This window comes from Pseudomonas halotolerans (genome assembly GCF_039581215.1).
GTDB classification, from domain to species: domain Bacteria; phylum Pseudomonadota; class Gammaproteobacteria; order Pseudomonadales; family Pseudomonadaceae; genus Aquipseudomonas; species Aquipseudomonas tehranensis.
This window is the reverse complement of the sequence record NZ_JBCNTJ010000011.1, coordinates 64,618-77,696: the sequence shown is the minus strand read 5'-3', so window position 1 is coordinate 77,696 and position 13,079 is coordinate 64,618. Positions and strand designations below refer to the sequence as shown.

11 protein-coding genes are annotated in these 13,079 nt (G+C 60.7%); 2 read left to right on the top strand and 9 right to left on the bottom strand.

Annotated elements, in window-relative coordinates; genetic code table 11:
- Positions 1-97: 97 nt before the first annotated feature.
- Together AAIS01_RS16175 and AAIS01_RS16170 are read left to right on the top strand one after the other, a co-directional pair.
- Positions 98-1,876: an acyl-CoA dehydrogenase C-terminal domain-containing protein gene (locus AAIS01_RS16175; RefSeq protein ID WP_343469746.1), complete on the top strand. Its 1,779-nt coding sequence runs from the start codon at positions 98-100 to the stop codon at positions 1,874-1,876.
- 332 nt (positions 1,877-2,208) lie between these two features.
- The gene (locus AAIS01_RS16170) at positions 2,209-2,367 is read left to right on the top strand and encodes a YqaE/Pmp3 family membrane protein (protein ID WP_092400858.1); all 159 of its coding nucleotides are present in this window, start codon (positions 2,209-2,211) and stop codon (positions 2,365-2,367) included.
- Between the two features lie 131 nt (positions 2,368-2,498).
- On the opposite strand, the gene AAIS01_RS16165 is transcribed toward AAIS01_RS16170, so the two are convergent.
- From AAIS01_RS16165 to AAIS01_RS16125, 9 genes are all read right to left on the bottom strand, one after another.
- Positions 2,499-4,328, bottom strand: a complete 1,830-nt coding sequence (locus AAIS01_RS16165; RefSeq protein ID WP_343469745.1) for a S9 family peptidase — start codon at positions 4,326-4,328, stop codon at positions 2,499-2,501.
- The gene (gene pqqE / locus AAIS01_RS16160; RefSeq protein WP_343469822.1) at positions 4,294-5,424 is read right to left on the bottom strand and encodes a pyrroloquinoline quinone biosynthesis protein PqqE; all 1,131 of its coding nucleotides are present in this window, start codon (positions 5,422-5,424) and stop codon (positions 4,294-4,296) included. The genes AAIS01_RS16165 and pqqE overlap by 35 nt, the downstream gene beginning before the upstream one ends.
- A gap of 10 nt (positions 5,425-5,434) precedes the next feature.
- Complete coding sequence (gene pqqD / locus AAIS01_RS16155) at positions 5,435-5,710, bottom strand: pyrroloquinoline quinone biosynthesis peptide chaperone PqqD (protein ID WP_047228106.1); 276 nt, start codon at positions 5,708-5,710, stop codon at positions 5,435-5,437.
- The gene (gene pqqC / locus AAIS01_RS16150) at positions 5,707-6,459 is read right to left on the bottom strand and encodes a pyrroloquinoline-quinone synthase PqqC (protein WP_092455666.1); all 753 of its coding nucleotides are present in this window, start codon (positions 6,457-6,459) and stop codon (positions 5,707-5,709) included. Before pqqC ends, pqqD begins: the two co-directional genes overlap by 4 nt.
- Positions 6,460-6,667: 208 nt before the next feature.
- Complete coding sequence (pqqB, locus tag AAIS01_RS16145) at positions 6,668-7,579, bottom strand: pyrroloquinoline quinone biosynthesis protein PqqB (RefSeq protein ID WP_343469744.1); 912 nt, start codon at positions 7,577-7,579, stop codon at positions 6,668-6,670.
- Between the two features lie 81 nt (positions 7,580-7,660).
- On the bottom strand, positions 7,661-7,735 hold the full coding sequence (gene pqqA / locus AAIS01_RS16140) for a pyrroloquinoline quinone precursor peptide PqqA (RefSeq protein ID WP_003177660.1): 75 nt from the start codon (positions 7,733-7,735) through the stop codon (positions 7,661-7,663).
- A 171-nt stretch (positions 7,736-7,906) separates the two neighbouring features.
- Positions 7,907-10,345 carry a pyrroloquinoline quinone biosynthesis protein PqqF gene (pqqF, locus tag AAIS01_RS16135; protein WP_343469743.1) on the bottom strand — a complete coding sequence of 813 codons (2,439 nt, stop codon included), beginning with the start codon at positions 10,343-10,345 and terminating at the stop codon, positions 7,907-7,909.
- Positions 10,346-10,400: 55 nt separating this feature from the next.
- The gene (locus AAIS01_RS16130; RefSeq protein ID WP_343469742.1) at positions 10,401-11,195 is read right to left on the bottom strand and encodes a carbon-nitrogen hydrolase family protein; all 795 of its coding nucleotides are present in this window, start codon (positions 11,193-11,195) and stop codon (positions 10,401-10,403) included.
- A gap of 12 nt (positions 11,196-11,207) precedes the next feature.
- The gene (locus AAIS01_RS16125) at positions 11,208-12,890 is read right to left on the bottom strand and encodes a flavin monoamine oxidase family protein (RefSeq protein ID WP_343469741.1); all 1,683 of its coding nucleotides are present in this window, start codon (positions 12,888-12,890) and stop codon (positions 11,208-11,210) included.
- Positions 12,891-13,079: the final 189 nt, after the last annotated feature.

The window sequence follows — 13,079 nt, the reverse complement described above, 5'->3', positions numbered from 1 at the left end:
CTGACCCTATGTGTCGCAAAAGTTGTTGGGGTACACTCGGACCACTGCAAAAACCGTTTTCTTACGAACCAATTGTTTAGATCCTGCGAGGTTTGCCATGGCTGACTACAAAGCGCCCCTGCGCGATATGCGCTTCGTCCTCAATGAAGTGTTCGAGGTCGCGAAACTCTGGGCTCAACTGCCGGCGTTGGCCGAGACCGTGGATGCTGAAACCGTCGAGGCGATTCTCGAGGAAGCCGGCAAAGTCACCAGCAAAAGCGTCGCCCCCCTCAGCCGTGCGGCGGACGAAGAAGGTTGCCACTGGGCTGACGGTGCCGTCACCACGCCCGCCGGTTTCCCACAGGCCTATAAGACTTACGCCGAAGGCGGTTGGGTTGGTGTCGGTGGCGATCCGACCTACGGCGGCATGGGCATGCCCAAGGCTGTTTCGGCTCAGGTCGAAGAAATGGTCAACTCCGCCAGCTTGTCCTTCGGCCTGTACCCCATGCTGACCGCCGGGGCTTGCCTGTCGATCAATGCCCACGCCAGTGAAGAGCTGAAAGCCGCGTACCTGCCGAAGATGTACGCCGGCGTCTGGGCCGGTTCCATGTGCCTGACCGAACCGCATGCCGGTACAGACCTGGGCATCATTCGCACCAAGGCCGAACCTCAGGCCGATGGTTCCTACAAGGTCAGCGGCACCAAGATCTTCATTACGGGCGGCGAACACGACCTCACCGAAAACATCATCCACCTGGTGCTGGCAAAGTTGCCGGACGCACCGGCAGGCCCGAAAGGCATCTCGCTGTTCCTGGTGCCCAAATTCATGGTCAATGCCGACGGCAGCCTGGGTGCACGTAACGCGGCCAATTGCGGGTCGATCGAACACAAGATGGGCATCCAGGCGTCTGCCACCTGTGTGATGAACTTCGACGACGCCGTGGGTTATCTGGTGGGCGAGCCGAACAAAGGCCTGGCGGCGATGTTCACCATGATGAACTACGAGCGTTTGGGTGTGGGCATCCAGGGCCTGGCCACCGGTGAGCGCTCCTACCAGAACGCCATCGAATATGCCCGTGACCGCCTGCAAAGTCGTTCGCCAACCGGTGCGCAGAACAAAGACAAAGTCGCTGACCCGATTATCGTCCACCCGGACGTGCGCCGGATGTTGCTGACCATGAAAGCGTCGAACGAAGGGGGCCGGGCTTTTTCCACCTACGTGGCGATGCAACTGGACACCGCCAAGTTCAGCGAAGATCCGGCTACCCGCAAGCGTGCCGAAGATCTGGTGGCGTTGCTGACGCCAGTGGCGAAGGCGTTCCTGACGGATCTGGGACTGGAAACCACTGTCCATGGCCAGCAGATTTTCGGCGGCCATGGCTACATTCGCGAATGGGGTCAAGAGCAACTGGTGCGTGACGTGCGCATCACCCAGATCTACGAAGGCACCAACGGTATCCAGGCGCTGGACTTGGTAGGGCGCAAGATCGTCGGCAGTGGCGGGGCGTTCTACAAGCTGTTCGCCGACGAAATCCGCCACTTCACGGCTACCGCCAGCGGTGATCTGGCCGAGTTCACCAAGCCGTTGAACGACGCTGTCGGTACGCTGGATGAACTGACCGAATGGCTGTTGGACCGGGCCAAAAGCAACCCGAACGAAATTGGCGCGGCTTCGGTGGAATACCTCCAAGCATTCGGCTACACCGCCTATGCCTATATGTGGGCACTCATGGCCAGGGCTGCTTTGGGCAAGGAAACGCAGGATGATTTCTATGCAAGCAAACTGGGTACGGCGCGGTTCTACTTCGCCCGCTTGCTGCCGCGCATTCATTCGCTGAGTGCTTCAGTGAAGGCGGGCAGCGAGTCGCTGTTCCTGCTGGACGCGGGGCAATTCTGAAATTCACCGCGATGTAAGCAAATGCTTACATCGCGTGCTGGCTTTTTCCCTCTATCGGCCGATTGGATCCAGGGCTAATCTACTTCACATGGACGTCGCGCAGGATGCGCAGAGCAACAACACGGACACGTAGGATTCTGCCAGGATGGCGGAGCGAAATGGATGTCAGGGAAACAGTCTGCAAAGCCCCGCTTCGGCGGGGTTTTCTTTTGCCCGCGTTTTTATCTTCCCGCGCTTTATTCCTTCTGGATGGCTTCTCACTGAACCCTGACGAGCGGTCGGGTGTCCATGAGCTATATGGCAATGTGGCCATCGCCCATCAGGAGTCATCCATGGATATCATTCGAATCATCATCGCCATTCTGCTACCGCCGTTGGGTGTGTTTTTGCAAGTCGGTTTCGCCGGGGCTTTCTGGCTCAACATTCTGCTGACTCTGTTGGGTTACATCCCGGGCATCGTGCACGCGGTGTATATCATCGCCAAGCGTTGAGAATTCATAGCTGTAGATAACCTGTGGGAGCGAGCCTGCTCGCGATAGCGGTAGATCCAGTCAACATCTCCATGGACTGATCCACCGCTATCGCGAGCAGGCTCGCTCCCACATTTGGTTTTGCATTTGCCCTATAGGGGCCCATCCATCACCCTGCGATAGAACAACCATTCATGCTCCAGCGCATGAGCCTGGTTGATCGCCTTGCGAAAGCCATGGCGTTCATCGGCGTAGTAATGCGCTTCTACCGCGACGCTGTTGTTCTGCAGTGCCTCGACCATGGCACGTGTCTGCTGCGGCACGACCACGGCATCCAGTTCACCCTGGAAAAATATCACCGGGGCGCGGATCTGATCAGCGTGCAGCAATGGCGTGCGGTCCCGGTAGCGTGCGGCGTCCTGTTGCGGGTCGCCGATCAGCCAGTCCAGATAATCGCCTTCGAATTTGTGCGTGGCGTGGGCCAGGGCGACGGGGTCGCTGACGCCATAGAGGCTGGCGCCGGCACGGAACACGTCATGGAACGCCAGGGCGCAAAGAGTTGTATAGCCCCCGGCACTGCCGCCACGAATGAACGCGCAACGGCCATCAATCAGACCTTGCTCCTCCAGGTACGTGACTACCGCGCAAGCATCCTCGACATCCACCACGCCCCAGTTCAAATACAGGGCCTGTCGATAGGCTCGGCCATAACCGCTGCTGCCGCGATAATTGAGGTCGGCGACGACAAAGCCGCGCTGGGTCCAGTACTGGATGCGCGGATCAAAGATGGGATAACACGCCGAGGTCGGTCCGCCATGGATGAACACCACCAGCGGCGGCTTTTCTTCGGCGTTCATGGCCGGGTAAAAGAACCCGTGGGCTAGGCTGGAAGCCGAGGGATAGCGCAGGGTTCGGGGGCGACTGATGTGTTCGGCGGGCAGCGGTGCGACGCCACCGGCAAGCGTCACCACTGCATGGCTTTGCCGGTCAATCGCAATCACCGCCGACGGGCTGACTGGCGAAGCGGCGATGGCATAGATGAACCGCTCATCGAGTGCCAGGCTGCGGAAACGCGAATAGGGGCCGGTGAAATCCTCGTATACATCGCCGCTGCGGCAAAGGCCCAGTCGCCCGAATCCCGCCTCGGTCCAGCTCGCCAGGTAAGCGCTTTGGCCCAGCGGCAGCCACGTACAGCCGCCCAGTTGCCAGGGCGCAGGGGCGTGATCGGCGTCGGCGGCGGGCAGCGGCTCCAGGCCGTCGGCCGATTCAATCCAGGGTTGCCAATAACCGGCACGATCGCTCAGGCAATAGAGGCGACTGCAATCATCAAAACGCGGTTGCTGAATGGACTCCTCGTTGGCGCTGCCCGCTACGCAACGCGGCTCGCCCCAGGCACCCGCGTTGCGCTCGGCCAGCATCAGTCTGGTTGACGTCCACGGTTGATGGGGGCGGCTCCACTCAATCCAGGCCAGCCGTCGACCATCCGGACTCAAGATCGGCGCGGCGTAGAAGTCCGCACCTTCGGCCAGCAGATGGCGCTGATGATCTGCCAGGCCGATCGAGACCAAGCGATGCTGATTGGCCTGCTCCTCCACCGCCAGCACCTGGCCGCAAACGAAGTGAAGATCGCCATATCGACACTCACCTGAGGTCAGCGCCACGGGCTGTTCGCCGGCCAGCGATTGGTAGTACACCTGCTGGTCGGCTTCATTGACGAACAGCACGCCGTCGTTGCTCAGGCAGAACGATCCGCCGCCATATTCATAAACCCGGCTACGTGCACTGAACCCGTCCGGGGTCAGGCATCGGGCCTTGCCCTCCTGCCAGTGCCAGATCCGGCAGGCACCGTCTTCGGGACGGTATTCATTCCAGAACAGGCCAAGGGGCCCGGCCTGCAGTTCAGCGAAGTCGATGCCTGCCGCCACGGCCTGGGTGGCGCTGAAAGAATCAGCCTTTAACGATGAGGCGTGAGTTTCGTTCATTGCGAAAGGCCAGTTGTTCAATGGTTTGCGTGGCATGCTCGGCATCTTCCCGAGCCTGAAGAATCACACCGTGATGTGCGGATTTGCTGCACACCGGATCAGCATTGCTGGCATCGCCCGTGAGCATGAAGGCCTGGCAGCGACAGCCGCCGAAGTCCTTTTCTTTTTCATCGCAAGAGCGGCACGGCTCGGGCATCCAGTCATAGCCGCGGAAACGGTTGAAGCCGAACGAGTCGTACCAGATGTGCTGCATGCTGTGGTCGCGCACGTTGGGAAATTGTACCGGCAGTTGGCGGGCGCCGTGGCAGGGTAGTGCGGTGCCGTCCGGGGTGACGGTCAGGAAAATGCTGCCCCAGCCGTTCATGCAGCCCTTGGGACGTTCTTCGTAATAGTCCGGGGTGACAAAGATCAGCTTGCACGGATTGCCTTGCGCTTCCAGCTTGGCGCGGTATTCGTTGGTGATACGTTCGGCGCGCACCAGTTGTTCCCGGGTGGGAAGCAGGCCGACGCGGTTGAGCTGTGCCCAACCGTAGAACTGGCAGGTGGCAAGTTCGACGAAGTCGGCTTCAAGGGCGATGCACAGCTCGATAATGCGGTCGATCTTGTCGATGTTGTGCCGATGGGTGACGAAGTTCAGCACCATCGGATAGCCGTGGGCCTTGACCGCTCGGGCCATTTCCAGTTTTTGCGCGAAGGCTTTCTTTGAACCGGCCAGCAGGTTGTTCACCTGTTCGTCGCTGGCCTGGAAGCTGATCTGGATGTGGTCCAGGCCGGCCTTTTTGAAATCGCTGATTTTCTGCTCGGTCAAGCCAATGCCGGAGGTGATCAGGTTGGTATAGAAACCCAGCCTGCGCGCCTCGGCGATCAGTTCGGCCAGGTCCTGGCGCACCAGCGGCTCACCGCCGGAAAAGCCCAGTTGCGCGGCGCCCATCTCACGAGCCTCGCGAAACACCTTGAACCACTGCTCGGTACTCAGCTCCTTGCCCTGCTCGGCGAAGTCCAGCGGATTGGAGCAGTACGGGCATTGCAACGGGCAACGGTAGGTCAGCTCGGCCAGCAGCCACAGCGGCAGGCCGACTTCAGGCTTGGGCGGCAGGCTTGTGGCGTCAGACAAGTTCGATCCAATGCTCTGCACGGGCGACCTCCATGAATTGCTCGATGTCGTCACCGAGTTCCGGCACGTCGGGGAACTGTTTGGCCAACTCGCCAATGATGGCGGCCACATCCCGTTCACCGTCGATCAGGCCGCCAATCAGCGAAGCGCTGTCGTTGAGCTTGATCATGCCTTCAGGATAGAGCAGCACGTGGCCCTTCTGTGCCGGCTCGTACTGGAAACGATAGCCGGGGCGCCAGCGTGGGGTCTTGCTGCGGTCAAAACTCATAAGCTAATTCCTTTGTGCCACACCCGTTGCCCGGTCACGCTGTGATAGGGCGGGCGGTTCAATTCGTAGGCCATGCTCATGGCATCGAGCATGCTCCAGAGGATGTCCAGTTTGAACTGGAGAATCTCCAGCATGCGCTCCTGGCCTTCGCGGGTGGTGTAATGCTGCAAGGTGATCGCCAGGCCGTGCTCCACGTCACGTCGAGCCTGGCCCAGGCGGGTACGGAAATACTCGTAGCCGGCGGGGTCGATCCAGGGGTAATGCTGCGGCCAGCTGTCCAGGCGTGACTGATGGATCTGCGGTGCGAACATTTCGGTCAGGGAGCTGCTGGCGGCTTCCTGCCAAGAGGCGCGGCGGGCGAAGTTGACGTAGGCATCCACCGCGAAGCGCACGCCCGGCAGCACCAGTTCCTGGGAGCGCAGTTGATCGGGATCCAGGCCAACCGCCTGACCCAGCCGCAACCAGGCTTCGATGCCGCCGTCTTCGCCGGGCGCGCCGTCATGGTCGAGCAGGCGCTGGATCCACTCGCGGCGGATTTCCCGGTCCGGGCAGTTGGCCAGGATCGCGGCATCCTTGAGCGGGATGTTCACCTGATAGTAAAAACGGTTAGCGACCCAGCCCTGGATCTGCTCGCGAGTGGCGCGGCCTTCATACATCGCCACGTGATACGGGTGATGAATGTGGTAATACGCACCCTTGGCACGCAGGGCCGCTTCGAACTCGGCGGGGGACAAGGGGGTGTCAGTCATTTCGGTCTCCGGGTAATTCCCGTGGATTCTGTGGCGTCAGGGTTGGTCCCATCGCGAGCAGGCTCGCTCCCACACTCGATCTGTAACGCATGAAATATCCGGTACGACTCAAACTACTGTGGGAGCGAGCCTGCTCGCGATGGCGTCTCATCAGCCAGCAGCGATTGGCTGACACAGCGCACCCACCCCCACAATCGTCGCGCCCGTCCTACAACTCAATACTCATTCCGTCGTAGGCCACTTCAATCTTTCGACGTACAAGCTCGGCCCGCTCGGGCGAGTCTTCGTCGAGAATCGGATTGGTATTGTTGATATGAATAAGGACCTTGCGCTGATTGGGCAGTTGCTCCAGCACTTCGATCATCCCGCCGGGCCCCTTCTGCGCCAGGTGGCCCATTTCCCGACCGGTGCGGGTGCCGACGCCCCGACGCTGCATTTCATCGTCGTCCCACATCGTGCCGTCCACCAACAGACAATCGCTGGCGGCCATGATCTCCAGCAACGGCCCGTCGACCTTGCCCAGGCCGGGGGCGTAGAACAGTTTGCCGCCGGTGCGCAGGTCTTCGACGATCAGGCCGATGTTGTCGCCCGGATGCGGGTCGAAGCGGTGCGGTGAATAGGGCGGTGCGGCGCTGCGCAGCGGCAGTGGGGTGAAGCGCAGGTTCGGGCAGGCGGGGATCTTGAAGCTTTGGTCGAGTTCGATGCGGTTCCAGCTCAGCCCGCCGTTCCAGTGGGTCAGCATGTTGAACAGCGGAAAACCTGTGCTCAGGTCTTCATGAACCATGTCGGTGCACCAGACTTGATGCGGGCAGCCTTCGCGCAGGCTGAGCAGGCCGGTGGTGTGGTCGATTTGGCTGTCCATCAGAATGATGGCGCCGATCCCGGTGTCCCGCAGTGCCCGACCCGGTTGCATCGGGGCGAACCCTTGGAGCTGGGCGCGAATGTCCGGGGAGGCATTGCACAGCACCCAGTTCACGCCATCATCGGAAATGGCGATGGACGACTGGGTGCGTGCCTGGGCTCGCAGGCTGCCGTTGCGAAAACCTGCGCAATTGGCGCAGTTGCAATTCCACTGAGGGAAACCGCCGCCGGCGGCGGAACCTAGAATCTGGACAAACATGGCCGCTCCATCTGCAAACCGAAATAAAAAACGCCCCGGCTGACCGAGGCGTTGTGCTGCGCGTTTAACCGCCTGCAGCAATCAACGGCTGGCGAAGTACATGGTGACTTCGAAACCGATACGCAGGTCGATATATGCGGGTTTGGACCAAGACATGGAAATACTCCTTTAGGTGGGATGATGTCATCAGGATGGGTCGGTTGAGACCTATACATATAGTCCACCTCCGAAGGGAGATGTTCAGATGCTTAGGCGGCTATGTTACTAAATCTGACATATTCGTTGGCTGCAATTCTCTAAGAAAGCTCATTGCACAGACTGTAATGATCACGGCACCGCGTTCCAAGGCTTTCCAGGGCAGGCTCCATTGGTCAGGCAGTAGCGTGCACTTTCGGCGCTAATCAGATGCCGCACGGCGCCCATCAGATGTTCTCGATCCACACGCATGATGGCATCGGACAATCGCTCAAGATAATCCGACGGGTGGCCAGCGAGTTTGCCCTGCCAGAGCAGTTCCGACGCTTGGGCGCAGGGCAGGGTGGCGCTCTGGAATTGGGCGGCGAGGGCCTGCTGCTGACTGGCTAGCGTCGAATCGTCGAGCTGTCGGAGCAGGTCCGGCAGGCCGCTCAGGAACTGGTCGATATGGGCGATCAACTGGGCCGCCGAGGTGTTGGGTGATTGGACACCAAACAACAAACCGGTTTGCCCATCGATCTGCTTCACGCCGCTGAACACCGCATAACCCAACTGCAACTCGACCCGCAGGCGTTGGTAGAACGGTGTTTGACACAGCTGTGCCAGCATCCGCCAGGCGGCTTCGTCGGGCAGGGTTCGAGTAGGCGTGGGACAAAACAACAACACGGCCTGTTCGTCGCCATGGGCTTGAAGGGTGTGCCAGATCGGCGGCCCACAAGGGGAGGTCGGTTGGGCTTGCTGGGCGGCAATGCCGGGCACCCGGGCCAGCGCCGGGCCCATTGCTCCCTGGGTGGCGGCCGACAGGCCGATGGCCAGTCCGTCCCATTGCGCCGTCGTCCACACGTCAGGGTCGCTTTCGGTCAGCGCCAAGGCTGATGATTGGGCGTTTCGCTGGCAATGATTCGGCAGCTCCTTCAACAGGTGCCGAATCGGCATCAGCGGCGTTTCGTTCCTCGCGGGCGCCGGCGGCAGCGGTTGTTCCAGCTTCGTCAGGATGTGCTCAAGCACCAAGGGCATCGGTGCCTGCAGGCCAACCAGCTTCAGCAGCCATGGGTTGGCGCAGCACTCAAAGGTGACTTCCACGCCGGCCTGACGCGCATCTTCACGCAGCTCCTGCAGATGGCGGTCTAGCCTGGCCGAGAGGTCGAGGGGGGGGCGCGTTGTCAGTCGCCAGCGCAGGTACACCGCGCCTTGCGGGGTGTTGTCCGCCAGCCCCTGGCTGAACTGCATGGGGGAGCGTTCCCGTCGGCCGCGGGAACGGTCCTGGGCGAAGGTGCGCAGACCGCGATGGGCGCTGGTCTGGCCTCGTATCAACCCGGTACGGGGGGCTTCGCTGGCCATTTGCAGGAACGGGTTGGGCGCGGGCAGTTGCCATTGCCCGGTGACGCTCTGCGACGGGTGCAATTGCTTGAGGATTTCCCTGAGCCGTGACAGATCGTTTTCCGACAGTCGAACATCGCGAGCTTCATTGTCCCAGCGGGCCAGTTGCAAGGCCGCCGCCGTCTCCTGCCAACGTTGCAGCCGGGCGGTGAACTCATCGCGCAAGGGCGTCCAGTCGTCCTGGCCTGCGAAAAATCCCAACCAATCGTGCAGCAATGGCTGAATATCGTTCAGCGTTTGATCGTTGCCGAGTTTGAACGCGATGTGTACCAGCGCCTGCCCGGCAAACTCGTACAGCGTCGAAGCTTCGAGGCTGTCAGCCAGACCGCGCTGACGCAAGGTGGCGAGCAGGCCGCCCGGTTTACTGTTGTTCAGCCAGGTGCAGAGGAAATCCATGGCTTGCGGCGAGGCGACGGGCAAGCCCTCGAGGGCGCACAGCAGATCGAGACGCCCTGTGCTGATCTGTTGATAACCGGCCTGGGGCGATGCCATCAGCTTCGGCGGTGGCTGCCGAGTGACCGCTTCACCCGCAGGCACATCGCCGCTGAACTGCTCGGCCAGTGCCTTCAAGGCTTCGATGCTTTGCGGGCCCGCCAGACTCAGCGTCATTTGGCCGCTCTGGTAGAACCTTCGATAAAAGTCTTGCAGTGCCCTTTGGAACTCGGCCTGCTGCACCGCGAGACTGTCGCGATTGCCCGCATGGAAACCGCGCAATGGGTGAGCTGCGGACAGTCCTTCGTGCAAGGCCACCTGCCGCTGGGCCGTTGGATCCTGGGACCAGGCGATGAATTCCGCGTGCAGCACTTCCCGCTCGCGCAATTGGTCGGCTTCATCCAGGCGCGGATGGGAGAGCATGTCCCCCAGTCGTTCCAGACCGCCGGTAAAGGCCGCCGGCGGTAATTCGAAGAAGAAATCGGTGGTGCGTTCGCTGGTGCGGGCATTGACCTGGCCGCCATGCCGCTGCACGTAGGCCATCAGGTTATGCCCTGTGGGAAACCGCTCAGTGCCGAGAAAGAAAAGATGTTCGAGGAAGTGCGCCAGCCCCGGCCAGCCAAGGGGGGCATCATGGCTGCCGACCGCCACCCGCAGCACCGCAGCGCTACGCGTGAGGCCAGGGGCATGGCGCAATGTCACTTGCAAGCCATTAGCCAGGGTTTCAGTGTGGGGGCGGAAGGAATCGGCGGCCGACATGAGCGTTTCCAGAACAGAGAAGCGCTCATGCTAGCGGATTAGGGGGCGTTCTCAATCAGTGTTTGTGCAAGTCGTCATAAAGCTCAGGACGGCGGTCATGCAGGTAGTTGTAGGCCGCGCGGCACTCTTCCATCAGTTGCCGATCCAGCTCACCCACGATCAAGGCCTCGTCCAACCCCGCAAGGGCCGGGCGGCTGCCATCCGGGGCAGCGATGCTGCTTTGGCCGCAGTAGTGCAATTCACCCTCATGACCGCAATAGTTGGCGTAAGCCACGAAACACTGGTTTTCGATGGCTCGGGCGCGCACGGTGACATCGGCGATGAACTCATAAGGCTGCATGTTGGCGGTGGGCACCAGGATCAGTTCGGCACCGGCCAGGGCCAGGCGTCGGGCGTTTTCCGGAAATTCCAGGTCATAGCAGATCAGAAAGCCGAGCTTCCAGCCGTTGAGCTCCACAATCGGCAATGCGCTATCGCCAGCGCTGAACATCGCGTGATCCAGATCGCCAAACAGGTGACTCTTTCGATAATTTGCCCGGCGTTCGCCATGGGCGTCGATCAGTTGCACCGCGTTGTAAATCTGCCCATCTTCGCTGCGTTCCGGGTAGCCATAGGCGATCGCCAGACCGGCCGCCTTGGCGATGCGAGCGATCTGCTGCGCCCATTCGCCGTTGTAGACCTCGGCCAATACATTCACCGCGTCGACACCAATGTTGTAGCCGGTCAGGAACATTTCCGGTAACACCAACACATCGGCGCCCCTGGCCTCCAGCGCCACCTGGTGCAGGCGTTGCAGGTTGGCGGCCGGGTCCAGCGGCAGCGGTGAACATTGGTAAAGGGCTACACGCATCAAAAACTCCTTTTATTCGGGCAGGGCGATCGGACCGATTTCGTCGAACACGTCACCAGGCCCCGGGTTCTCGGGGTGGGTTTCACCGCCGAAGTGTTTCATGATTCCCCACACGGCATTGAGCGAGGTTTGTACCGCGCCCTCAACCCAGGCCGGTGTCCATGAGACGTCATCGCCGGCGATAAAGATCCCTCGCTGTTCGGCCGGCATGTCGTCCTGCATGAAATGTGCGTACATGCGCTGGTTGTAACGATAGTGGCCGGGCAGGGCCCCTTTGAATGCGCCGAGGAAATGCGGGTCGGCTTCCCAGGACACGGTGATCGGATCGCCGATGATCCGTGCGGCGATGTCCACCTTGGGGTAAATCTTCTTCAAGGCGTCGAGCGCCAGCTTCACACGCTTTTCCACCGGATGGGGGAGCATTTTCAGCGCGTCGCTCATCCACGAGTACGACAGGCAGATGACTCCCGGCTTGTCGTCTCCGTTGTCGAACAGATAGGTGCCACGGGTGAGACGATCGGTGAGCGTCATACTCATCAGGTCACGACCGGTTTCCGGGTCCTTATCCTTCCAGAACGGTCGGTCGACCATCACGAAAGTCTTCGACGACTGCATGTAGCGGGTGCGGTCCAGGGCCATCCACATTTTTTGCGAGAACAGCGCCTCTTCGCATTCGATCTGGGTGGTCAGCAGCCAGCTTTGGCAGGTGACCAGCACCGCAGCATATTCGCGGGTGTTGTTCCACACGTCGGTCACGCTGAACCGGCCATCGTCGGCGCGCGCGATGCGCTTGACACCGCTGCGCGGGGCCCCCAGGTGCAACGAATTCAGGCTGGTGCCTTCTGGCCAATGCGCGCAGCGCTCCGGCACATGTTTCCAGATGCCATGGGGCACCTGCTCGACACCGCCAACCACCAGGTGCTGATGATCGTCGCAGTTGGTCATCACCACGCGGAAGATTTCCAGCATCGAGTTGGGGAAGTCTGAATCCCAGCCGCCGGTGCCGAAACCAACCTGGCCGAACACTTCACGGTGCTGGAACGAGAGTTTGGCAAACGCCTTGGACGTGGCGACGAAATCGTAGAAAGTGCGGTCGTCCCACAGGGGGACCAGGGTGTTCCACAGTGCCTTGAGGCGTGGCACGTCGCGGTCGCGAATCGCCTGCTGGATATCGCCGAAGCGCGAACCGTCCTCCAGTGCATCCGCCCAGGCATCGGCCACTTCCTGGAACAATGCCGGCAGGTCGGCCATCTTTTGTGCGTAGTAGGTCTGGCCTTCCAAATCGATGACGGTACTGCCCGAGGCCGGGGTCAAAGGGTTGGGAAACGGTTTGGTCTCCAGGCCCAGTTTGTCGACGTAGTGATAGAACGCCGTGGACGACACTGGAAACCGCATGCCCCCCAGTTCGGCAATGACACCCTCGGCGCCGTTGAACGCCTGTGAGCGCAGGCGCCCACCCATTTTCGACGCTTCGTAGACCACCGGTTTGAGGCCCAGCTTCATCAACTCGTAGGCCGCCACCAGACCGGCAATCCCGGCGCCGACAATCGCGACTTCCGCCCCGTGGTTGTGGGCGGGAATACTGCCCAGGCCGGCGGGATGCTCGATCCAGTCGTCAAAAGCGAAAGGAAAGTCCGGACCGAAAATGGTGATGGGCTTCTTGCCGTCTACTGGGTGGCGATTGTTCTTGTTCATGGCTGACCTTGATTGGGCGACTCGACGCGGCTTTCGCGTCTGAGTATAGGAAAGATGCCAGCCATTCTAGAGAGGGTGAAACACGTTAATAAGACGCAATGTGTCGTCGTTTTGGATGATTTATAGTCATTTTGACGTATTCATTGATCCTAATGACGAAACCCGGCCTCTGGGGAGCGAGCTAGCCGG